Origin of the sequence: Levilactobacillus yiduensis, from assembly GCF_024718525.1 — a bacterium.
Classification (GTDB): domain Bacteria; phylum Bacillota; class Bacilli; order Lactobacillales; family Lactobacillaceae; genus Levilactobacillus; species Levilactobacillus yiduensis.
The window spans coordinates 187160-211002 of record NZ_JAMXAZ010000001.1; the positions used below are offsets into that span (position 1 = coordinate 187160).

The 23843-nt window shown below is 46.8% G+C and carries 26 protein-coding genes; all 26 read right to left on the reverse strand.

Annotated features, from left to right (window positions below):
* Positions 1 to 40: 40 nt before the first annotated feature.
* The gene (locus NGM66_RS00950; RefSeq protein ID WP_208908555.1) at positions 41 to 1894 is read right to left on the reverse strand and encodes a SpaA isopeptide-forming pilin-related protein; all 1854 of its coding nucleotides are present in this window, start codon (positions 1892 to 1894) and stop codon (positions 41 to 43) included.
* A gap of 842 nt (positions 1895 to 2736) precedes the next feature.
* Entirely contained in the window at positions 2737 to 3915 is a 1179-nt protein-coding gene (locus tag NGM66_RS00955; RefSeq protein WP_208908553.1) for an MFS transporter, read from the reverse strand.
* Between the two features lie 86 nt (positions 3916 to 4001).
* Positions 4002 to 5198: an MFS transporter gene (locus NGM66_RS00960; protein ID WP_208908551.1), complete on the reverse strand. Its 1197-nt coding sequence runs from the start codon at positions 5196 to 5198 to the stop codon at positions 4002 to 4004.
* A gap of 496 nt (positions 5199 to 5694) precedes the next feature.
* On the reverse strand, positions 5695 to 6144 hold the full coding sequence (locus tag NGM66_RS00965) for a EutP/PduV family microcompartment system protein (protein WP_208908548.1): 450 nt from the start codon (positions 6142 to 6144) through the stop codon (positions 5695 to 5697).
* Positions 6145 to 6166: 22 nt separating this feature from the next.
* Positions 6167 to 7018 carry an ethanolamine utilization protein EutJ gene (gene eutJ, locus NGM66_RS00970; protein ID WP_258115327.1) on the reverse strand — a complete coding sequence of 284 codons (852 nt, stop codon included), beginning with the start codon at positions 7016 to 7018 and terminating at the stop codon, positions 6167 to 6169.
* Between the two features lie 32 nt (positions 7019 to 7050).
* Positions 7051 to 7878 carry an NAD(P)H-dependent oxidoreductase gene (locus NGM66_RS00975; protein WP_208908536.1) on the reverse strand — a complete coding sequence of 276 codons (828 nt, stop codon included), beginning with the start codon at positions 7876 to 7878 and terminating at the stop codon, positions 7051 to 7053.
* A 160-nt stretch (positions 7879 to 8038) separates the two neighbouring features.
* Complete coding sequence (locus tag NGM66_RS00980) at positions 8039 to 9220, reverse strand: acetate/propionate family kinase (RefSeq protein ID WP_208908527.1); 1182 nt, start codon at positions 9218 to 9220, stop codon at positions 8039 to 8041.
* Between the two features lie 30 nt (positions 9221 to 9250).
* The gene (locus tag NGM66_RS00985) at positions 9251 to 9886 is read right to left on the reverse strand and encodes a dehydroquinate synthase/iron-containing alcohol dehydrogenase family protein (protein WP_208908525.1); all 636 of its coding nucleotides are present in this window, start codon (positions 9884 to 9886) and stop codon (positions 9251 to 9253) included.
* A 116-nt stretch (positions 9887 to 10002) separates the two neighbouring features.
* Positions 10003 to 10431, reverse strand: coding sequence for a EutP/PduV family microcompartment system protein (locus NGM66_RS00990; protein WP_208908522.1), 429 nt, complete (start codon positions 10429 to 10431; stop codon positions 10003 to 10005).
* Positions 10432 to 10474: 43 nt separating this feature from the next.
* Positions 10475 to 11257, reverse strand: a complete 783-nt coding sequence (locus tag NGM66_RS00995; RefSeq protein ID WP_208908520.1) for a tyrosine-protein phosphatase — start codon at positions 11255 to 11257, stop codon at positions 10475 to 10477.
* A 16-nt stretch (positions 11258 to 11273) separates the two neighbouring features.
* A complete protein-coding gene (locus NGM66_RS01000) occupies positions 11274 to 12338 on the reverse strand; it encodes an oxidoreductase (protein ID WP_208908518.1) in 1065 nt (354 codons plus the stop codon).
* A gap of 15 nt (positions 12339 to 12353) precedes the next feature.
* On the reverse strand, positions 12354 to 12698 hold the full coding sequence (locus NGM66_RS01005) for a BMC domain-containing protein (protein ID WP_208908516.1): 345 nt from the start codon (positions 12696 to 12698) through the stop codon (positions 12354 to 12356).
* 16 nt (positions 12699 to 12714) lie between these two features.
* Positions 12715 to 13896, reverse strand: a complete 1182-nt coding sequence (locus NGM66_RS01010) for an acetate/propionate family kinase (protein WP_208908514.1) — start codon at positions 13894 to 13896, stop codon at positions 12715 to 12717.
* Between the two features lie 153 nt (positions 13897 to 14049).
* Positions 14050 to 15171 (reverse strand): 1-propanol dehydrogenase PduQ, encoded by a 1122-nt coding sequence (locus NGM66_RS01015; RefSeq protein WP_208908506.1) that lies wholly within the window; start codon positions 15169 to 15171, stop codon positions 14050 to 14052.
* A 3-nt stretch (positions 15172 to 15174) separates the two neighbouring features.
* A complete protein-coding gene (locus tag NGM66_RS01020; RefSeq protein WP_208908504.1) occupies positions 15175 to 16605 on the reverse strand; it encodes an aldehyde dehydrogenase family protein in 1431 nt (476 codons plus the stop codon).
* Between the two features lie 2 nt (positions 16606 to 16607).
* On the reverse strand, positions 16608 to 17087 hold the full coding sequence (locus NGM66_RS01025; protein WP_208908502.1) for a GlcG/HbpS family heme-binding protein: 480 nt from the start codon (positions 17085 to 17087) through the stop codon (positions 16608 to 16610).
* Positions 17084 to 17665 (reverse strand): cob(I)yrinic acid a,c-diamide adenosyltransferase, encoded by a 582-nt coding sequence (locus NGM66_RS01030; RefSeq protein ID WP_208908500.1) that lies wholly within the window; start codon positions 17663 to 17665, stop codon positions 17084 to 17086. The genes NGM66_RS01025 and NGM66_RS01030 overlap by 4 nt, the downstream gene beginning before the upstream one ends.
* Positions 17666 to 17680: 15 nt before the next feature.
* Complete coding sequence (locus NGM66_RS01035; RefSeq protein WP_208908498.1) at positions 17681 to 17953, reverse strand: EutN/CcmL family microcompartment protein; 273 nt, start codon at positions 17951 to 17953, stop codon at positions 17681 to 17683.
* Positions 17935 to 18447, reverse strand: coding sequence for a PduM family microcompartment protein (pduM, locus tag NGM66_RS01040; RefSeq protein ID WP_245155312.1), 513 nt, complete (start codon positions 18445 to 18447; stop codon positions 17935 to 17937). Before pduM ends, NGM66_RS01035 begins: the two co-directional genes overlap by 19 nt.
* Before the next feature lie 18 nt (positions 18448 to 18465).
* Positions 18466 to 19092, reverse strand: coding sequence for a phosphate propanoyltransferase (locus tag NGM66_RS01045; RefSeq protein WP_208908493.1), 627 nt, complete (start codon positions 19090 to 19092; stop codon positions 18466 to 18468).
* A gap of 292 nt (positions 19093 to 19384) precedes the next feature.
* On the reverse strand, positions 19385 to 19678 hold the full coding sequence (locus tag NGM66_RS01050) for a BMC domain-containing protein (protein ID WP_308706587.1): 294 nt from the start codon (positions 19676 to 19678) through the stop codon (positions 19385 to 19387).
* Between the two features lie 26 nt (positions 19679 to 19704).
* Complete coding sequence (locus NGM66_RS01055; protein ID WP_208908488.1) at positions 19705 to 20226, reverse strand: BMC domain-containing protein; 522 nt, start codon at positions 20224 to 20226, stop codon at positions 19705 to 19707.
* A gap of 16 nt (positions 20227 to 20242) precedes the next feature.
* On the reverse strand, positions 20243 to 20596 hold the full coding sequence (locus NGM66_RS01060; RefSeq protein WP_208908486.1) for a glycerol dehydratase reactivase beta/small subunit family protein: 354 nt from the start codon (positions 20594 to 20596) through the stop codon (positions 20243 to 20245).
* Positions 20589 to 22427, reverse strand: a complete 1839-nt coding sequence (locus NGM66_RS01065; protein ID WP_208908484.1) for a diol dehydratase reactivase subunit alpha — start codon at positions 22425 to 22427, stop codon at positions 20589 to 20591. Before NGM66_RS01065 ends, NGM66_RS01060 begins: the two co-directional genes overlap by 8 nt.
* A gap of 187 nt (positions 22428 to 22614) precedes the next feature.
* Positions 22615 to 23133 carry a diol dehydratase small subunit gene (locus tag NGM66_RS01070; protein ID WP_208908481.1) on the reverse strand — a complete coding sequence of 173 codons (519 nt, stop codon included), beginning with the start codon at positions 23131 to 23133 and terminating at the stop codon, positions 22615 to 22617.
* A gap of 12 nt (positions 23134 to 23145) precedes the next feature.
* Complete coding sequence (locus NGM66_RS01075) at positions 23146 to 23838, reverse strand: propanediol/glycerol family dehydratase medium subunit (protein WP_208908479.1); 693 nt, start codon at positions 23836 to 23838, stop codon at positions 23146 to 23148.
* Positions 23839 to 23843 lie beyond the last annotated feature (5 nt).

Here is a 23843-nt window from a genome sequence, read left to right on the forward strand (position 1 = left end):
TTTCCAATCTCTTCTCATAAACTATCTTAATGCTAGACTGTTACTTTTGGCGACGGTAAATGCCATAGCTCAATCCTGTGATGGCGAGCAAGCCGATACCGAGCCAAAACATCACTGGATTCTCATGTTCACCAGTCTGTGGCAACTTGCCACTAGCACTAGAACTAGAGCTTGGCGCAGTTGCGCTAGCCGCGGATTGCCCGTGGGTTGCACTCGTTGTGCTTGACTGTTGACCACTCGTTGAACTCCCAGTACCATTGGCAGCTGCGCCAGTAGTCGTGCCACTACCAGTCGTTGTTGATGAACCTTGACCTCCTGTTGTCGTACCAGGTTGTGTTGGTTGTTGCGGCTGCGTGACCGTTGGCTTTTCTGGTTCAGGTTGTTGTGGCGTCGTTGGTTGCTGTGGTTCCTCAGGCACACTTGGTGTCGTGGTCCCAGGAACTTCTGGCGTTTCTGGATTCCCTGGCTCTGGGTATTCTGGCGCTTCTGGAGTCCCCGGTTCTGGATTTTCTGGTTCTGGGTTCTCTGGATTTTCTGGTGTCCCCGGTTCTGGGTTCCCTGGTTCTGGATTCTCTGGATTTTCCGGAGTCCCTGGTTCCGGATTTTCCGGTTCTGGGTTCTCTGGATTTTCCGGTTCTGGGTTCTCTGGATTTTCTGGCGTCCCCGGTTCTGGATTTTCTGTATTGCCACCAGTACCTGGCCCTTCGCTATTTTCACGCTTATCAGTGGCGAAGACCTCGATTGGCGCCGTTTGACCGGCCACAATCGTGAACGGAATTGGCGTTTCATCAAGCGTAAAGCCTGCTGGTGGGGTCACTTCAACAAATTCATAATCACCGGATGCCAAGTCACTGTAAATGATTTGGCCGTTCGCGTCAGTCGTTAAATTATTGGCAACAACCGTTCCGTCGGTCTGTTGTAACCGATAAACCGCGCCGGCCAGCATTTCACCAGTGGCTGCCGCTTGCTTGTTCAAGACGACTTCACCCGTGGTCGCATCACCGGAGCCGCTACCACTGCCACCCCAAGCAATTTGTGAACCGACTGTGCGGCCATCCCAACTGGCTTGGTTCGTCCAACTACCACCGTTATCCAAGGTCGTCGGCCGCGTTTGATACGTCATGTTAATCGCAGTCGTCACATTGGCAAACGTAAACGTTAATTGATTGCCATTTTGACTGACCGTGGGCGTCGTGTTCCCGCTGGATACGAACGTACTCTTCGTCACGTATTCACCAGTTTCCGCAACAACGGAACCGGGAATGAATTCTTGATTTGGACCCAACGTATCCGTGACAACCGCTGCCCCAACGTTTTGACTCATTGGGTTAAACGCAATGTTCCAAGTGAGCTTCGCTGGTGACCCGTCCGGATTCTTTTCACTAATCCAGCCAATTTTATTCAAACCCCAGTCTTCACCGGTACCACCAGTGAAGGTCGTGCCTTTCACATAAAATTGCAACGTGCCACGACGGTTCGTACCGGCCGACGCAAAGGCATCGTTAAACATGATACTCCCAGTCGTTTCGCCGGCTTTAATTGTAAAGACACCGACTTCCCGACCGGTATCATCAAGAATCGAGACAGTCGTATCGTGTTCAGCGACCGCCCCTTCTGGCAATGTCACCGTAGCCGTATCACCAGTCGCAATCGCCTGGCCATCTGGAATCGACCAGTTGTAAGACACCGAATAACTCGTCCATTTGTCTAGCTGACTCCCGTTCGCAATCGCATTGCCATTCACATCTGTAATGGTAGCGTCGCCTGCTTGAAGGCCAGAGGCCAACACCTCCGCCGCGTGAGCCGTGACGTTGTTAAACATCAATCCCCCAGCCAAGAAGACGGCCACAGTCGCGACTAGGCTAACCAACAATCGATAAATTTTCCTGCGCATCTGTAATCCCCCTCCAATGCACACTGTAATCACTAATTTGTTCCTGTCATTCTTCCTACCTTGCCTTTACTATAGACGTGCTTAAGACAAGGGGGGTAAGGGGACTCATTTGAAATCAACAGTTGTGCCCCTTGATTCACCCAACCGGGAATTTACCTGTTTGTTTGGTTGACGAACTCACTTACAAACTATCCACAACTCCTGGCAAGTCACCATTTGGTGGACAAAAAACGCGCTACCTCAACGATAACGCGTTTAATATATTTTGTTTGCAGTTGATTTATTTAGCCACATGGTACGAGCTGGCCGCCTCCCGTCCACCAAATATGGGTCGGAACGCGGTGGGCGGACGGGTCGAGCCACAGAGCGGTCTCGACACCTCGCCTTTGAGCCGGAAACCACGTCTCAAAGACGCCAGTTACCTAACCAGCTAAAACCACTGGTAAGGTAACTCCCACGGCTGAACCCATATTTGGCGGACTCCCGGCTACGGAGATGATTCACTGCCATTCGGTTCAGCCTTTGGTAACAGGTGGCCTACTGACCTAACGCAGTGTTGCTGATAAGCCCCAATTCGCCGGAGTCAGCCAATAGTGCAGCCAACTGTGACGACCCAGTTAGCTGGCGCTTTTGGTCAGGTTACTGGGTGGGACGACTTGGGGGCCTGGCGGGTTGTGCCAGGCTTTCAAGCGAGCCGGAAGACCGCTTCCCAGGCTGGAGGCGTTCCCCATAGCAGGTGGAACTGTTGGCTGACGGAGGCATCTGGATTTACGATTTTTCGTGGTTAGCTTGCCACCCGACCAAAATCTAATGGTTTCATTAGGCGGCCAGCTCAAGCCAAACTACCCGTTCACCCGTTGATGTTGGCGGATGACGTGGTTCAAGGTTATGGCTAACCCCAGCGAAATGGCGGCATAGACGGCGGCGCCCCAACTGATGTGCTTGAGGCCAACCACGCCCAGCATCCCCGAAGCCGTGGCGGACCCCAAGGAGATGCCGAAGTTAAAGAAGATTGAGTTTAATGAAGACGCCAGCACCGTGGATTGCGGATAATCCTGCTCGGCGATGTTGAGGAAATGAATCTGAATCGGTGAATTTAAAATCGTCACGATCAAGCTCAAAATTAGCAATATCCCCAGCCCCCAAACCTTGCTGGACAGTCCCCATGGCAGTAATGCCAGCAGAATCACATCGGCCACATAGAAACGCGGCATGACCCGCAGGCCGTTGCGTTCAGCTAGCATACCGGAGAAACGGTTGCTGAGGATGCTCATGATTCCAATCAAGAACAAAAGCCAATTTAGACTGGTCGTACTGAAGCCTAGCGCCGTGGTCAGTAGCGGCCGAATGTAGGTGTAGTACGCATACATGGTGGCCGCCGTGAACAAGACGAGTACGATGCCCACCACCACGCGGCGGTCTTTCAGCAGGACCAATTGATTCTTCACGCTGCCTTGGACCTGTTCCACCTGACGTGGTAGCAACCAGCCCAACAGGACGCACGTGATGGCACTGATGATAGAGATCAGGTAAAAGGCGTCATGCCAGCTGTAACTGGTACTGATGGCCGTGCCAATCGGCACCCCGAAGACGGAGGCGATACTGAAACCGGCGAAGATCCAAGACACCAGGCTGGCCCGCTTTTCTCGTGGCGCAATGGTGCTGGCAAAGGTCATGATCAAGGAAATAATTGCCCCTGCCACCACGGCCGTGATGATCCGCGACACCAGCAAAATCGGAAAGCTCATGGCCAACCCACTGAGCGTGTTGCCGACCAAGAAGATGCCCATCAACGTCATCAACGTTTTGTACCGGCTGAACCGGTTGGTCAAAATGGTAATAAACGGCGTGCTCACGGCATAGACGGTGGCAAAGATGGTCACCAAATACCCGACCGTGGCCACGGGGACCCGAAATTCCTGGGCAATGTCGGAGAGCACCCCGACCACGATAAATTCATTACAGCCCAACATAAATGCCACTAGGACAAACACAATGGCTTGCCAACGATACTTGTTCATAAACGGTTCCCTCTGTTTTTCATAGATTTCTAGTTATCAGATTACACTATCTCACGGTAAATATTTAGCCAAACGACTCACTGATTTCACGATTCAGTTGGCCGGGAAATCTCAGTTGCTTGATGGTGCGCAATCACCCGGTTTAACACGATGGCCACAATCAGGGATAGCCCGGCAAAGGCGGCGCCACCCAGTCCCAACTGTTTGAGTCCCGCGTGTGTCAGAACCAGTGATGCCGTGGCCGACCCCACGGAAATACCAATGTTAAAGAAGATGGCGTTTAACGACGAGGCCAGTAAAGTCGCCTGAGGATAGTCGGCCTCGGCCACATCTAGGAAGTGAATCTGAATTGGCGAATTCACCACGGAGATGATCAGCGTCAATACCAGCAGGAGACCGAACCCGGTCACTTGCGTACGTAAGGCGACTGGCAGTAACAGTAAGAGAAGGATGTCGACCACGTAGAACCGTGGCATGGTTTTCAGCCCGCTTCGCTCCGCTACCGACCCGGACAGGCGATTGCCAAAGATACTCATGATGCCCAGCACAAACAGTAACCAGTTCAGTGCGGTGGTACTGAATCCCAGTCCGGTGGTCAGCAACGGCCGAATGTACGTGTAATAAGCGTACAGCGCAGCCGCGGAAAAGAGAATCAACACGGCCCCCAAGTAAATTCGTTTGTCGGTCAACAATACCAATTGGTCCTTGATACCGCCGGGCGTCTGTGGCAAGTCACGGGGCAGTAGCAGCGCCATCACGATGCAGGTCAACAAGCTGAGCACGGAGATCAAATGAAAGGCCACGTGCCAACTGGTAGCCGTACTGATGGCCGTCCCAATCGGTACCCCGACGACCGAGGCAATGCTAAATCCGGCCGCCAGCCAGGAGATTAACATGGCCCGTTTGTTGCGCGGTGCAATGTCATTGGCAAATAAAATAATCAGCGATTCAATCGCGCCAGCCACCGCAGCCGTCAGCATTCGTGAAACCAAGAACCAACCGTAGCTCGTGGCAAACCCACTCCAGGTATTGCCAATCAAAAAAATTACCAGCAGCGTCATGAGGGTCTTGTAGCGGCTGAACCGATTGGCTAGAACCGTGATCAGTGGTGTACTGACGGCATAAACGATGGCAAAGATGGTCACCAAATACCCCGCCGTTGCCACCGTCACTCGCAAGGAACGCGCAATATCAGAAATCACACCCACTACCATAAATTCATTACACCCCAACATAAACGCTACCAGCACTAGGGCACTGGCTTGCCACCGGTATTTTGTCATGGCTAGACCTCCGTCTCATTTTAACTTGATTCCTTCTAGCGTACCCTATTTTGCGGGCAAATTGGGCAGAAAAAAACATTTTGCCAAAATATCTCAGCAAAATGCCTGTTAACCGTTATTCATTTAACCAAAGGCTGCAAGTTTGACAGTACGGCAAAATTGGTCTCTGAACGTCATGTGGTCCGTGCTGGCCGCCTTACCGTTCGCCAAATATGAGCTCAGCCGTGGGAGTTCCCTTAGCGGCGCGGTTCATGCCGTTTAGAGAACTGGCGACTTTGAGACGCGTTCTTCGGCTCAAAGTCGCGGAGACGAGACCGCCCTTTGGCTCGTCCCGCCGCCCACCGCGTTCCGGCTCATATTTGGCGGACGGGAGGCGGCCAGCCCCCAAATCTCTGACAGCCGCAGGTGATGAACGTGGACTAGTTTAATGACTTTACTCTCCGTCCGAATCTTAGCAGGTGTCTTTGTACTTGCAATCTTTAATCACCAAACCCCATCACGCATTGACAACCGTTGTTAATTGATTCAGTACTTTTTCAAAATCGGTAACGCCAGTCCCTGTCACCGAGGACAACTGATAGATTTGCTTCACACCAGCGTTTTTCAATCGGTCCTCGGCGTATGTAATTTGCTCGGAACTGGCCGCATCGACCTTTGAAATCACGCCAATGGTCTCGACCGGAAACATGGTCGTAAAGGCCGGCGGAAAGACAGCTCGCTGATCAAGCGCACTTTGAATGGCCACAATGACTTTGGCCCCCACTGACAGCGTCATCAACGAGGGATACAGGTAGCGGTGCTCCACGAATTCTCCCGGGGTGTCGATAATCCCCCCACGAAATTCAACGGCCTGTGTCTTGTCATAACTAATCGTTTCATGATGCAGCCGCTGAATCAGCGTGGTCTTGCCACACCCAACTGCGCCCACAAACATCGCCTTTCTCATTGCACTCAGCGTCCCTTCACCTTCAGTTATCTCGATCGTACATCGCAATGCCAATCGGCGTCACAAATTGTGGAAATTCAGGCTTCACGGCCGTCGTCCCCAACGCCTTACTAAACGTCTTGACGAAATCCTTAAAGTTAATGGCCCCACCCACAACAATGACTGGCTGTTGCGGCCGGCCATTCGTGGCTGAACTGGTAATTGCCGCCATCTTCTCAACGACTGGTCGAATCGTTGCAAAGACTTCGGTCTCACGCGAAACGTCTCGTTTGACCTTCTCGGCTTCATCCATGGACCAATGATTGCGGCCTGATAACACCATGGTCATTTGCGCCCCACCGGTAGCCTCATCCGTCACGTAAACCAGTCGCTTGCGCTTAAAGATACTAATACCGGTGGTCCCACCACCAATATCAACGACGGTACCATCTTTTAGGCGTAAAAACTTTGCCGCCGCAGTCGGTTCATCAACCACTGCGCGACACTCAAAGCCAGCAGACTCAATGACATTCGTCACAATTTTAGCGCTACCATCCCCCGTACCAGGCGGGATAGCCCCACAAGCCGTGGTCAGTGGCTGGCCCAAGACGTCCTCTGCTTGTTGCTTGAGTCGCGTCAAGATCCTGACGGAATCCATGAAGTTTACCACCAGACCATCGCGAACGGCGTGATCATATTCAAAATTACCATAGATAACGTTATCGTCTTGGTCTAACACTACCATCACAATTGACGAGGTCCCCAGATCAATACCCACGCGCAGCGTATCTTCTGCTGTTACTGCCCGAGTCGCGTGATCACCGTTAACAATTTCTGCAAACTGGCTTAACTGCTGATTGGCTGTTTCTAATAAGTTCGGTTCTTTCGTTAGCACACCTGCCACCTCACTATCAAAATTTCGCTAAATTACTGCAGACGCAGCGCCTTTCCCAAGGCTGGATGTTGCTTAAAGAATGCTTGTGAGTACGAACACTTCGCAACAATACCCAAATTAAATAACCGAGCAATCATGATCAACTTCAGCATCAACTGCCCTGCTAATCCCCGGTGTTCGAACTCAGGTTCAATCGTAATGCTTGAAATAACCAGCGAACCGGTGCTCCACTGGAACGTCGCTTGGCCAACCTGCTTTTCTTGTTGCAACAGGCGAATCTTGTCTGTCCCAATCTGAAAGGTCAGCGTCGACGTTGGCGTTTCACCCGGCATTGCGGCAATCAGATTATCCACCGCTAATTTCAAGAACGGCAGTACCGAGTCATCCGTCAGCACCTCATGGTCCGCAAATAACCGACGCACATCACTGATGTAAATCTCAGTGGGTTGCACGGGCTGCATGCCTAGGACCAACGCTAACTGCTTTAACTGTTGGCTGGCACTCAGGCCGCCTAACTTGCCAGTTGAAACTGAGGCAATCAACACCGGCTTATGTTCCCACAGGCTTCCTTGGTAAGAGACCGAGGCAATGTCCAAAGCATTTTTCAAACACCCTGGAATTCCCCGATTGATCTCCGGCGTGACGATACAAAATGCATCCATCCGCTGAACCTGCTCTTTAAATGCCTGACAAGCGTCCTGTTCGCGGCGACTCAAATGGTCATGGAGCAAGGGGAGGTGCGCAATCGAGATAGGCTCCGCCAGGACCGTGTTGGGCACCAACAACCCCAGATTACGCGCCACTTTCCGCGCATAAGACTCTGCTCGCAGACTACCTGCTAATAATCCAATTCGTTTCAAATTTCTCACACCTTCTTTAACGTTCCTAACCGTTTGATAAGAAATATTCACCGACTTAGGCGCAAAAATACCTAGTCATCAGGACTTGTTTATGCCAAGTCTGATATTAAGTAGAATGACAATGTTCGTTGCGTCAGTATTTCCACTACTCCATTTTTCCCTAACTATCTACAACTTTCTCTGTTTCCCGTGCAATGACTAATTCTTCATTCGTTGGAATGACCAAGACCTTCACACGACTATCGGCCGCAGAAATATCAAGATCATTATCCCGATTCGCATCCGCATCGATCTTCACACCCAGGTATTCCAGGTCAGCGCAGACCCGTTCACGAATTGGCGCTGAATGTTCACCGACACCGGCCGTGAAGACCAGCGTCTGTAAGCCACCCAGATCAGCCGTGTACGCGGCGATGTAGGTTTGAATCTGATGGACGTACACTTGTAAGGCCAGCTCAGCCCGCTTGTTGCCATCCGCTTCGGCCTTAAGCACATCCCGCACGTCGTTGGAAACGCCCGAGAGGCCTAACAACCCAGATTTGTGGTTCAAAACTTGGCGAATGTCAGCGGCACTGAGATCTTCTTTCTCTGCTAGGAACGGCAGGATGTTGGGATCAACATCTCCTGAACGCGTCCCCATGACCAGACCAGCCAACGGCGTAAACCCCATCGACGTATTCACAGACTTCCCGTCCTTGATGGCACAAACGCTGGCACCATTCCCCAAGTGGCAGGAAATGATTTTCCGAGAAAAGTCCTGATCGTAGCGCCGATTGACTTCACTGTAAATGTATTGGTGAGATTGCCCGTGAAATCCGTACCGCCGAATACCATATTTTTCGTAGTATTCAAATGGTAGCGCATACATATATGCCTTGGACGGAATCGTGCTGTGGAAGGACGTGTCAAAGACAGCCACTTCTCGTGCGTCTGGTAGGAGCTTCTCGAACGCCTCAATTCCCAGTAAGTTAACCGGATTGTGTAAGGGGGACATGTCCGCGAGGTCCGCAATCTTCTGTTGGACCACTGGTGTGATCTCAGTTGACTGCGTGTAGTCTCGCCCACCATGTGCGACCCGGTGACCAATCCCCACGATTTCTGACTTGTCTTGGATTGCACCACTGTCGAGCAAGGCGTCCGTGACCAGTTGGACCGCTTCCGTATGATTCTGGACCGCTTGAACCGATTTATGTTTTGCGCCCTGATAATCATAAGTAAAGATACAATCGGAATGGCCAATTCGGTCAACCAAACCACTGATCACAACATCTTCTGCTGGCATGGCGTACAGTTTGAATTTCAACGAGGAACTCCCCGCATTAACAGATAAAATTTTTGGCATACGTCATCTTTCCTTCTATCTCCAGAATATTTACCGAATGACTTTCCGGTAAATGGCCTTTAGGTCGTCATCAGTTGGAATCACTGGATTGCCAGGGAACGTCGCGTCTAACTTGGCGTCGTCAATGACAACTTGAGTCTTGGCTTCAGCGTCCTTGACATCAACACCGAAGGCTCGTAACGTTTGGGGACAATCCATTTGAATCATCATCTGACGAATCCGTGAGAGCAGCCGTTGAATCGTTAACCGGTCACTCAAGCCGTGGGAAGCCAACCCGGCTTTGCGAATTGCTGCAGCATACTTATGCAACGCCAAGTCAGAGTGTTTGGCATTGTAAGCCACAACGTGTGGCAACAGCATTGCACAAGCTAAGCCATGAGGCACGTGGAAGTTGGCCCCCAGTTGATGGGCCATCGCGTGGCAGAATCCTAAGCCGGCGTTGGTGAACGCCATCCCGGCACCACAAGAAATCTCGTGAACCGTTTGGCGTTTCTCAACGTCATCCCCATGTTTATAGCAGTCTACCAAATCATGGGTAATCACGTCAATGCCCTTTTCGGCTAAGGCATCAGTGATTGTATTCGCACCCTTGGATACCAGCGCCTCCAGCGAATGCGTCAACACATCCAGTCCGGAGTAAGCGGTAACACTTTTAGGCGCCGTCATGACTAACTGTGGATTCGCTTTTCAGATAAAAAGGCCGCAACACCTAATATTTCATAATTTTAGCGCTCGCCCTTTATCCGTTGTTTAACTTTAATTTAAAAAAAGGAATGAACACTTCAGCCATCAATGACTTGGCGAAGATCCTCAGTATGATCGCCATTCAGAGCAGACACCTCAAACACGCTCTGTGCACCAGCCCGTTTGAGTTGCTGAACTGCCCACGAAACATCCTTGTCGTCGGCAACATCAATCTTTGTAACGACGCCAATGACTTGTCGGCCAAACATCGTGCTAAAGGCCTCTGGGAAAATGAGCCGCTTATCAGTAGCACTCTGTAACATGACCACTAAGTCTACATCCATTGCTGTTGTTGCAAGGTTGGTGTACATCCGTCTATGTTCAATATATTCGCCCGGTGTATCAACAATATTTTCATAGAATTCGACAGACTGAGTCTTATCATATTGAATTGCTAAACCCTTTAAGCGTTGCAGCAATGTTGTTTTGCCACAACCAATTGCACCAATAAACATTGAACGCCGCATCAAACTCCCTCCTATCTTACACACATGCATACCCAAAACAAAATCATACCAAATATAATTTCTGCAATTTAGCCTGATCTGCTAATGAGAAGCGCAAGATTTCTGTCAAGTAAGCTGACATTCCCCCATACTCGTAATTAATTAAGCACATGGCCTGATTATAATAATCCGAATGTACTGAAGCTAAATCACGAACTGACTGTCTAAAGTTCTGGCGGCCAGGACCAATTGGTACAGCGGCTACCCTATCAGAAATGTGCTTCTCAGAGGCCGGATTAGTCAGTAAATAATCTGCCAACACCGTTTCTGGTGCTACGCCTAAAGCTCGTAGTAAAAAGACAGCTGCCATTCCCGTTCGATCTTTTCCCGCTGAACAATGAAATATAATGCCACATTGACCGCCCAATTTTAAAATCAGTTGCAAGAATTCACTATAAGCCTGTTGCGCTTGGGGAGAAATTACTAGCCTGCGATAGACTCGCATCATTCGCAAGTAGCCGCCACGATGTTCTCGCGAAAAGAGACGTTCTAACTCGGCAGCTGAGGCCGCACTTTCTGTCTCATCATTATCAAAAACTGGTAAGTGAATTGACTGCAGCGATCCTAACTGATCCGGAAATTGTTGCACTTCCGCCGTAGACCTTAAGTCAATGACAACACCAATTCCGGCATCAATCAATTTTTGAGAGTCCTCTGCTGTTAGGCTAGCAAGATGGGCAGTGCGCCACAGCTTACGCCATTTCACGGTTCGGCCATTGCTCCCTTGATAACCGCCTAAATCTCGAAAATTAAATCCAGCAGTCAGGTTTAATAGTCTCTCTGGCAAAGTCTATCCCTCCTTCTTACAAATATCGGAAAATTGACTGCGGCAACCCCGCTTGCCAAGCATCCGATATTTCATTTTCTGGCTGTCCTTTTGAGCGATGCAAGTCACTGGGCCACGAAGGATTCAAAATCAACTGCTGCCCAATCGCCAATAAATCAGCAGAACCCTCAAGTTGGCAGACGTCAGTAGCACCCTTAATACCGCCCGCCACCATCAATGGCAAGTTCCCGACAACACCTTTAAATAAAGCTCGCACGGACTTATCAGTTATCTGTGTTACTGGCATTTGATTATAATCTCGCATTGACAGACTCAAATAACTTAATGGCAAAGCCGTCAGTAACTGAGCTAATGCAAGGTTATCAATTATGCTTAGTCCATGAGGTTCAATCTCTTCGGGAGACAATCGATACCCCACCACAAACGGTTGTTGCGCTTGTTGTGAAACATTCAAGACTCGTTTTGCTACCATTAAAGGAAAACGAACCCGATTTGCAAGACTCCCACCAAACTGATCAGTACGTTTATTCGTTAAAGGTGACATAAATTGTTGAAGTAAAAAGCTATTGGCCCCGTGAATTTCCACACCATCAAATCCGGCGAGAATTGCCCGTTGCGTTGCCGCCCCAAACTGATCCACAATCTTATAAATATCATCCACACTTAAAGTCATAGGTACATCTACTTTACCGTGAGTAGCTGTTACAGTACTCGGTGCGACAACTGGTGCACCATTGGTTGCAATACGATTGGTCATTCTGCCAGCATGTACAATCTGTAAGATAGCACGTGCTCCCTGACCTTGAATGGTTTTGGCAAGATGATGTAGGCCAGAAATTTTTTGATCGTCAGCAACACTGATTGAGCCGGTCACAGTCGACCCGCTGGGATGAACGTAAGCCGATCCAACGATATCCATGCCAACCTGTTTTGCATGAATTTCATGAAAATAGCAATCATCTCTACTGACCTCACCACTAAAGCGAGCAGTCCGTGTGGATAAAGGCGCTAAGCAATAGCCGTTACGAAGCTGCATTCCAGACAACCGCTGTGGATGATCAAATTCAAAGTTTTTGGCCACGTTTCCCACTCCCATCTATGTTCGCGTTATCTCTGGTATATCGAAGTTTAATAGGCTATGCAGCGTCTCAACAACTTGACGCAAAGCTGCCTCCACTTCGGATACTTCCCCAACGATAACCACTGAACCACTAAATCTATCAATGAACCCTAGTTCGACATTGCTTGATTTTGTCGCAACGTCTCCAGCAATAATTGAGGCCTCACTGGGAGTAATTGTCAAAATACCCAAAGCATTCTTAGGTGTTTGAATACCTAATTTTTCATAAATATCCGCCGTTGGATTAGCTACAATATGTGCCAGCGTAACCTGTTTTCCTGGAACATATTCCTGAATCGTTCGGTCAATCTGTCTTCCCATAGTTACACCCTCTCGTTCAGTCCAAAACAGCCATTACATCCCGCGCAATGATGATTTCTTCGTCAGTTGGAATCACGGCTACTTTCACGCGACTGTCTTCAGCCTCAATACTGATTTCATTTGCTTGATTCTTAGCCTCATCGATCTTCACACCAAGATACCTTAGGCGAGAGCAGACCATTTTCCGTACCAATGCTGAATGTTCACCAATTCCAGCCGTAAAGACTAGCGTGTCTAAACCTTCCAAATCAGTGGTGTATGCCCCAATATACTGTTGAATTTGATGTGCATATACATCCAATGCGAGCTGGGCCCGTTCATTGCCTGTTTGTGCTGCTTTATCCAAGTCACGAATATCGTTAGAGATCCCTGAGATTCCTAGCAAGCCAGAATCATGATTCAGCATCTTTCGCACATCCTGAGAATCCATGTTGAACTCCTCTTCAATGAAAGGAATGATTTCCGGATCAATATCCCCAGAGCGTGTCCCCATGACGATTCCTGCTAGTGGGGTAAATCCCATCGAACTATTAATCGACTTACCGTCACGAATTGCCGTCAAGCTACCACCGTTACCCAAATGACAAGAGATTAAACGATGCGTCCGTTCTGCCCCAAAAAGTTCTTGTGCCTTTTGCGCAATATATTCATGAGAAGGCCCATGGAACCCATATCGACGAATACCATGATCCTTATAGTAGCTATATGGCAATGCATACATATAGGCCTTTGCAGGAATTGTATGATGAAACGCCGTATCGAAAACGGCAACTTCCTTGGCATGTGGCAAAAGTTTTTCAAATGCCTCAATTCCCATCAAGTTAACAGGATTATGCAAAGGAGACAATACTGATAATTCCTTGATTTTAGACTTTACATCTTCATCAATTAGTACCGGTTCAGAATAGTAGCGTCCCCCATGAGAAACTCGGTGACCAACACCCGAAATTTCATTTTTACTCTGAATCACATGACTAGATAGCAGCGTATCAATGACGTGTTGAATCGCTGCCATATGATCTGGCATTGGTGCCACCGATTTACTCCGACTACCAGCAATCGCATAACTGAATTCACCCGTCTGGCTGCCAATTCTGTCAACTTGTCCACTCATTAATACTTTCGCTTCTGGCATATCATAAAGCTTAAATTTAAGGGAAGAACTCCCCGCATTAATCGCTAAAATCTTTTCTGACATCTGCTTACTTCCTCTCTAAGGGATACCTATTTTTAATCAATCATTGTTCTAAAACAAAAGCGGTCAGGCACAGGTCTGTAGGCTGCCCTTTAGTTTCAGGGTACCCGCAGGCGCAGCACCTGACCGCTAAAACGATCAGCATAATTACAACGCTTACTTAATCACACGTTGATAAATTTGAGCCAAGTCCTCATCGGTTGGCACTACTGGGTTTCCTGGGAACGTTGCATCTTGCTTAGCATTAGCCACAATGACATCAGTTTTGGCAAGGGCATCTTTAGCATCTACACCAAACGCTTGTAAAGTCCGTGGGCAATCCATCTGAAGCATCATTTGCTTGATGCAGTTAATTAATCGGTGAACCGCTACGCGATCTCCCATACCACTAGCTGCAAGACCAGCTTTTCGAGCAGCTTGTGCGTATTTGGCACAAGCGGTCTTATCATGTTCAGCATTGTATGCAACTACGTATGGTAAGAGCATTGCGTTGGCTAAGCCATGAGGAACATGGAAGTTTGCCCCTAATTGATGGGCAATCGAGTGACAAATTCCTAAGCCAGCGTTGCTAAAGGCAATCCCGGCCGCACAAGAAATTTCATGAACTCGTTTTCTAGCTGCCTCATCTTCACCATGCTTGTAACAGGTAACCAAATCATGAGTGATGACGTCCACGCCTTTTTCAGATAGACCCTCAGTAATCATATTGGAATCAACCGCAACAAGTGATTCCAGAGAATGGGTCAACACATCCAAGCCTGAGTAAGCTGTTACACTCTTAGGCGCCGTCATGACCAACCGCGGATCAAGTAATGCCTCGTCTGGTCTCAAGAAATCCTCCATAATTGGGTATTTCTTATGATTTTCAGGATCAGACAATACACAGTGTTGTGTGACTTCCGAGCCGGTTCCACTAGTCGTTGGAATCGCAATGAATTTCTTGATGTCTTGCCGCCGAAGTTTCTCACCGAAGAAGCGAATTCCTTTAGCAGTATCAATTGCTGAGCCACCGCCAATACCGATAACAACTGTAGGCTTCATCGGAACGAATTGCTTAACACCGGCAATAATATTAGCTAACGGTGGATCTGGCTTAACATCCGCATAGATTTTAACTTCATTGCTATCATCTATTTGCGCTAAAATTCGTTTCAGAGTAGGCGTATCTGGTAAGAAGGCATCACATACGAGAAAGATTGTCTCGCCCTTGAGTAAATGCAACCGCTCTAAGCTATCGTTGCCGGAATAAATATCAGTTGCGAGTGAAAACTTTTCCATATTCTATGCCTCCCAAGTCCGTAGTGAAAACCCTTCTGGCGAGTTGAGCCGACGACGACGAGTATAAGTCTTCGACGTTGCGGTACCTTCTCCAGTTGGCGTCGCAATCGTCAAAGCAGAAGCACCACTGTGAGCACCGTTAGTTGCTACACCAGTACCACAGTAAGTAGGCCCATTAACAACGAAAATTGACGTGTTCAGACGGTGAGCCGCCTTATTGATGTTAGGTAAGTTTTCTGAATGGATTGAAGCTGTATGGTGTAATCCACCTTCAACTTCAGTAGCCGTTGCCAATACATCAGCAAAAGTTGGGCAAGTGACGATTGGCAAAATTGGCATCAGCATTTCGGTTGTTACCAATGGATGATCCTTAGAAGCTTCTAAGATAATCAGCGTTGGTTCCCCGGTGTAACGAATACCCGCTTTGTCCAAAATGAAGGTTGCATCCTTACCGACAAACTTCCGGTCAGGATCGCCCTTAGGCCCAATTGTCATATCTGCTAACTTTTCAATGTCAGCTGAATCAGTAACTAAGAACGCACCTTCAGCCTGCATCTTTTGAATAAGTTCATCTTTAACAGGTGCTTCAACAATAACTTCCTTTTCTGCAGTACATAAAATATTATTGTCAAAAGCAGCTGAGTCCACAATGTTGTGAGCAGCCAATGAAACATTGGCTGTCGCATCAACCATGGCAGGTGGATTACCAGCACCGGCACCAACCGTCTTCTTTCCACTAATTAAAGCTTCATGGACAACTGATGGACCGCCAGTGATGGAAAGCATTGCGACATCAGGATGATGCATAACTTCTTGGACAGATTCAATTGATGGCTTATCAAGAGAGACGACTAAGTTATGTAAACCTGTTGCCTTAGCCACAAATTCATTCAACTTTTCAATTGTCCAACGCGTAATATTCTTAGCGCCCGGGTGAGCACCAAAGAACAACGTGTTACCGCCAGCCAACATCATAATGGCATTGGCAATAACCGTTTCGGAAGGATTAGTACTTGGACCAACGGCGCCGATTACACCAAATGGTGCATATTCGTACATTACCAGGCCACCATCACCAGTCTCAGCTTCTGGCTGCAAGATTTCAGGACCAGGCGTATTGTATAAAGCGTTATTTAGCTTTGCGACCTTGGCGCTAACAGTTCCCATGCCAGTTTCTTCATGAATACGTTCTGCCATTTCTTGAATGTATGGCCGGAAGCCTTCACGGATAGCATCAATAACCTGGTTCCGAACGGAGATTGGTTGATCAGCATAATTGATCTGTGCTTCCTTTGTCGCTGCAATTGCATCGTTGACAGTTGTGAAGATCCCGTTATTCCCAGGAGCAGCATCGGCAGCTGTTGCACTTTGCCGATTGCTTAATTCTTCACTCAAAATTTTACGAATAGCTTGTTCAATATTTTCAGTCTCCATGCCTATTTACTCTCCTTTAAGAACGCAGCAACTGCCGCTTCACAAATAGATTGGTCTTCTTCAATAAGACCACCACTAACGCCAATAGCACCGATAGCCGTACCATCAATCACTAGTGGAATCCCACCTGGGAATGAAACTAACTTGCCATCCAGCATTGTCTCCATTTGATACAAAGGTGCACCTGGTTGAATATCTTTACTGATATCTTTCGTAGGTTCCTTCATTGCAATTGCAGACCAAGCTTTTTTGGGAGCCAAGGTTGAGCTTACTAAATTGGCATTTGGCATGTGGTACATCATTTGTGGTGTCGTGGCTTGATCCATAATGCAAATTGTCACGCCGACCTTCAGTTCATCAGCCCGTGCAACCGCGGCATCAATCACCTTTTCCATTTTGTGCCGATCAAATAAGTTCATGGTAGTTCCTCCTTGTTTAGCTAGTACCTCACGAATAATGTCTTGAATTTGTTTTTCATTCATTTTTTTCGCCCCGTCACTTGAGCATATCGTTTAACAACACGATCAGTTAGCTCGTTAATTTGAAATTCGTAGTCCTCTGAGCGAGCCATGATATAGAAGAAATCTGAAAGCCGATTGATATAACGTTCTAAGACCGGTCTCACTTCTACATCAGTTGAGAAACGGACAAACAAACGTTCTGCTCTTCGACAAACAGTCCGACAAACATGGAGCTGCGCACCAGCTAAACTCGCTCCTGGCAGAATAAAACTAACGACTCGCGGTAACTCATTCGTATACCGATCAATAATGCTCTCTAACTGATGAACATCCTCATCTGTTATTACCCGACTGTTAGCGTTAAACTTGGGAGCCTCTTGCGTTGCAATCTCTCCCTGAAGGAAAAACATCTTATACTCGATTTTTTTTAAAATCTCTTGGTTTTCTGGCTTAACGCAGAACTTGTCGGCTAAACTAACGTTGGCATTCAATTCATCGAATGTGCCGTAAGTTTCTACACGGAGCGAGTCTTTTTTGACCCGGGTGCCGTCATAAAGGCTAGTTGATCCTTTGTCGCCACCTTTAGTATAAATTGGCATGTCGCCATCTACCTCCTACTGGTCGAATCGATCGATAATCCCGACAATTGAACAGTCATTCACATCACGAGCGGCTCCATCTCCACGATTGGCTCTCCGTGCACCTGCACCACGAACTAGTAAAACATATTCGCCAACTCCAGCACCAACTGAATCAGCAGCAACTTCTTGATGACGAACGGCCCGACCGTCGGAGTTAACCGGTTGGACAATCATCAGTTTACGCCCAACCAGCGATGGATCTTTCTGTGTCGAAACGACACTTCCAACTACTTTTGCCATATACAATCTTCATCAGTCCTCATTTGCATTTTCATCTTTTTGACAGATAACACGTCAGTTGCTTCTGCCGTTAGTCGTTGCTGCGGTGTAACTACCAGAATCGTTTTATCTGGTAATGCCGCCAGTGTTGCTCGTGAAAGGTGTTGTTCATACAGCGCTAAAATTGGCTGTTGTTGTGTCGTCATAATTTGGACTGGCCAATCCAACAACATTTTTCGCGGAATGAAGTTAACGGTTAACTCGTTAACTACCAAATGAATGTGCACTTGATAGTCAATTCCTTGTAATAACCACTTAACCCAAGGATTGTTAAAATCCAACCTGTATAAACTCACAATAAGTTCAATTGAGACATTATCTACCGTCACACTAGCATTGTCCAAAAACACTTGTGACGCAGGGATGGCGGCCTCTGGTTCGTAAGTACAGTTATAACTATGTTCTTCACGCTGCTTGAGTCTGTTCAGAACCTGAGCCACTAACTGTTCCAAATCAATCACCAACCTATCTCTTTTACACTACTTTTTAACAATTTTACCGAAAGTATTGGCACCGACATTAGCAGCATTAGCTTCGTCAGTATCAATATGCATTTCCAACACGAAATCTTTTCGTGGCCGGCAAATGACGTCATCATATACTGTCCGCCGATTATCAGATTCGATTTCAACGGATACCGTATCACCCAGTTTTACACCAAAACGCTGTGCATCCTGATCACTCATATGAATATGACGCTTAGCAATGATGACACCTTGAACATTTACCTCACCATCTGGCGTTACCAGCTTAACTGAAGGTGCACCATCTAAATGTCCTGACAATCTGATAGGCGCATCAACACCAATTCTCAAAGCTTCAGAGCGGGCAATTTCAACTTGTGAATGTGAACGGCAAGGGCCTAACACACGTACATGTTCAATTTTTCCTTTTGGCCCAACAATATCAACAACTTGTTTTGAAGCAAACTCATTAGGTTGTTTCAGGGGCTTAAACACAGTCATTTTCTGATTTGGAAAGAGAATGTTATAATCCTCTTCAGTTAAATGAATATGGTGATTAGACACACCAATCGGAATACGATTGGGATCCATCTCTTCTTTAATAATTCGGTGAATAATCTCACGCAATGCTGTTTCGTCCATCAGTTATACCTTCCTCACTATTTAGAATCACACTTAAAATTAGTAGGTAACCTGACACTTACCAATCACTGATAGATTAGAACGCGATAGGCACGACTTTAAGCCTTAAAATCTCGACCTTACGACTGTCATATCATCCTGCAAGTCATTTAAACAATCCTTGATGTCAATCATAAATATTTAAAGAGGTCTGAGACTCTTCGACTCAAAGTCGTACTTACCGCGTGTAAAGTCAATCAAACACTCGGCAAGACGATTAATACTACCAGTTTAAGCACAGATACTATTAAAACTATTTAGCAGCTGGCTTGTTAGTCTTTGGTAAAATGTTTTCCACTTCAGAGTGTGGACGAGGAATAACGTATGAACTCATAACTTCGCCAATGTTTTCAGCAGCAGCAACACCTGCATCGACAGCAGCCTTAACAGCGCCAACATCGCCGCGAACCATAACAGTTACCAGTCCACTACCAATTTTTTCTTGACCCATCATTTCAACGTTAGCAGCCTTAACCATAGCATCGGCAGCTTCAATCGAAGCAACAAGTCCCTTAGTTTCAATCATTCCTAAAGCGTTATTCATAATAATTTCCTCCTAAATTTAAATTCGGGTTACTTTTTCCCAAATAACTCTGAGTAGTGAATACATTTCTTCCGAGGCTCACCAAGCTTGCGAGGACAATCTGGATCACCACAAAGGTTACAAGTTACCTTTGCCTTCTTCGGTTGCGTAACTGCTTGCGAAGTCTGTTTTTCACTAGTCGTTTTACTTGGGGTTGGCTTAAATACTTCAACTGGTGCTGAATTATCTGTTTGGGATTCAGTCGGCGTTGTCTCAACAACAGTCGGGTTTGTCTCCTCGGTAAACATCAGCTTAGGTTGCCGATCAGCAACCCCCATAGATGGATTTGCCAAGACCGTTGATCCAACGTATGCATCTCCAACCATCAGACGTCCTGTTTCAATTGCTACTGAAACCGCAGCAACATCGCCATGAATTCCAACGGTAATCCAACCGCCACCTTTAGTATTTTCTAAACCAATTAGTCCAATTGCTGCAGTTTTCAGCATTTTATCTGCTGCAACAATGGCGCTAGGTAGCCCAGTAGTTTCCAGATATCCAATTGCATCCATCTTACTTAACCACCTATCACACTAATTTCTTAAAGGGTACTCCCTTTACTAATCGAGCAGCATTGGCACCCAATCGACGTAACCTTTCAGCAGAATCAATCGAGACCACAAATAGCGGTTGATCAGGTTTCAGATTCTTGTAATGCACCACGACTTGCTGGTCGTCATACCCAATTCCTACTGATAACCGAGAAGCTAGAGCGGCTTGATAGGCTCGGGCTGTGATGTCTCCTTCATCAATCACTTTAGAATCAATAGGAATTGCTTCCTCTTCAATGCCGTTAAAAAGCGGTTGTAAGACTGTAGGGATAACATCATTTTCCGTAGGCAGAGCAATAAGTATTGCCGGCCTGTCTGTCATGCTAGCCATTAGCTTCCCTTCTCTCTCGAGCGTAAGCTAGGATTAACCCAGTAGCAACGGCGTTTCGAGGCCCTTCGGTAGTTCGAATATTCCCTCTTCCGGCAACCAAGCTGTAGTGAGAAAGTTCGTCCGTTACTAATTGTGGAATTTCAAAATCCAAAGCCGATCCCCCAACGATAACAACAAACGGAATATCACGAATATTTCCAGTAGGACTAACGTGTTGCAGTGCTCGACGCGCATTTTCAACAAATACCCGTTTTTTAGCACTCTGTCGCACTTGTTTTACCTTTTCAATCGCCATATTACCTGGAATTGGCACATACCCATCCGGTTTAATAACAACCGTCCGAGCAAAAATTTCAGATGGTAATGGCTCTTCAAAGAATTCAACGGCGCCATCTTCGTGTCGAATCTGGAATAAGTTTTCAACCCGTGCTAGCGGATACTTTTTAATATCCTCAGCTAAGTAAACATCATCCAAACCTAACTCTGAGTTAATAATCATCGTGACCATATCACCGGCTCCGGCCAGATGAATAGCAACAATATCGTTCTGTTTATTGATAATCGAAGCATCCGTGGACCCAGCACCCAAGTCTAAGATAGCAATAGGCTTAGTTGTTCCTGGTGTAGTCAACGCTCCAAGAATAGCTGCCTCAGCTTCGGCCCCACCAATTTCAACAGGAATGTTGATTTCATCTTGAATCGCATCAGCAATTTGTTGCATTTGTAAGTGATCTGACTTAACCATGGCAGCAATTCCGACGGCTTGTTCGGTTGAGAACTCACCAGCTAAACCACCTTGAACCTTCACTGGAACAGCAGTATCTACAGCCAGCAAATCTTGAATAGCAATGTCATGGTTTTGTTTATTAGTTAAGTCCGCCATCGTCTGACGTACTTTTTCCAACATCCCACCAACATTAGTTCCTGACTCACCAGTAATATTTTGGATACGGTCAAATTGATTGATCTTTGACATAATAGCGTCCGCACCAGCGGCAACGTTAACTTTGTCAGAATCCTTTCGACCTTCAATCTGAATACTACCAGCCGGAATAACTCTGGCTTTGACATCACCTTGTGGCGTTTTGATTACAACTGCTGAACGGTTCCCAATCAATGCCCGAGAAACTGGCACAATGTTCTTCGTCTCCTCAGCAGTCAAATCAAATAGTGTTGCAATCCCATACGGATTAGATAGCTGAGAAATAACTTGCCCTTTGCCAGCTACTTCAACACCGGCCATCATCCCCAACGGCACTTTGTCTAGCAACGCTACTTCATCAACAATCGGTATCTTGTTCTTCAATCGATTATCTACTAACACGCCATCATCATTTTGAAGAATTGCCGCTGTAATTTTATATCCATTATCATGGTATAAATTAATCAATCGTGCGGCATCCTCAAAATCAATCTTTGCGGGCACTAAGACAATGTACGGTCGTTCTTTATCAGTTTCGTTTAATAAGCTTAGGAGGCCTACGGTATAACCAGACCCAGTTCCGACTCCACCTGGTGTGTTTGGATTGTGACCGATCATCGTAGACTCTGTAATAACCGTCTCCGTGATTGTCTCCATCGCTACATCACCAATAACTGGTGTCGCCTCATTGATTCGAATCAAATCGACGTCAGACAATGATAAATTGCTCTTGTTCAGAACTTGTGTCACTGCTTTTTTTATACCAATTAGGTTTTGCGTTGTCCCTTTGATACCGGTCGTTTCCGCAATATCCGAATTGATAAAATTCACGTCACCTTGGTCCGAAATATCCGCTAAGGCCACTTCTGTCGACGAATTTCCAATGTCGACACCTATCACCTTTTGCATATGAAGACTCCTAACGTTCAGTATTGTGGTACCATCTGGCCACAGTTAGTTGTAGACCAACTAAATCTGCGGGATACCAGCTTAGCTAACATCAAATTCCCTATGGCACCATACTACTAGGCAAAGTGCGCAACTAATTCCTGGCTAATTCTGGAACCACTCATTATTCCGAAAACCAATTAATCTTCTAGTTATCGCCCTTAAGTTTCTTACGGGATTCATAGAAGTCCGCAGCTTGTTCAAACCAACCTGCATTAACTGGTGCATTGTACTTATCTTTCAGTTCTGCTGAAATCGCTAACAATTCAGCCTTTGATGAACGGTATGGCCGTAAAGCATTGTACATTTCCAATAACCGATCATCTGGAATTGCCGTTAATTCGGCAGCTCGCTGAAAGTTACGCTGAATAGCGTCTCGGCCAGCATCCTTAGCAACTTCGCCTTGAAGACGCAGCGTATCAGGCGTGATACGAAGATCATTAGACTTAATCTTATCGCTTAAGATATTATCCAATGTGATATCCTTTAGCCCTTTACCAGAAGGTGAATGAACAAGTTCTGGGTGCTTGCTGTAAAGTGGATAATCTTGTTTAGTCAATTCCTTTTCGTTCTTCACAGATGACTTTGGTGCAGTCGTTGTCGCAGTTGCACCTGTGTCACCGATTTGTTGAACGATTTTTGCTACTAAATCATCAATTTCGCTCATTACCGGTTCCTCCTAGTTAAAGTTAACTTCAATCTGTTCTGCAGGTTTTCCCATGACAACTTGCTTAGTTTCTTTGATATGCATCAAAGCTGACAGGGCTTGATACTGAACACGTGCCATTTGATCATTAACCGTTGGAACAGGACTTGGTGACATGCCCTTAGCATATTCAGCAGCGTTCTTACCAATTGCTCGGTACGTATCTCCATCAATCACTGGTGCTTGTGGGAAGAGTTCCAAGTTGGACAAAGGTTCTTGATCCTTTTGATGGATGATCGTCGTACCCTTGGATTGAATAGCAATGGCAATACCTGAGCCAGATAAGTGGTCACCTTCAGCACCACAGAATGATACATCAGATGTCCGGTAAATCTTGACAACCCGTGCTTTCAATCCTTCTTCTTCAATCCCAGCAATGACTTGACGTAAGATTTCCTTATGGCTAATCCCAGTTAAGTTATGATCCAAAACTTCTGCAAACGCAGGTGCTACGGCAATAACTACTTCGTCGCGAGAATAACCTGGCTTAGCAACACCGACATGCTTAAACCAATCTACTGATTTAGCTTCGTCAGGCTGTGCTTGACTGCTCGATGATTGAGTTGAATCATCTTTGAACGAGATTGGTGTGTCAACATTCTTTGTTTCAGCAATAACGTTTCTAATAATATCGCGTAATAAACTTTCATCAATTTCTTGAGCCACAGTGT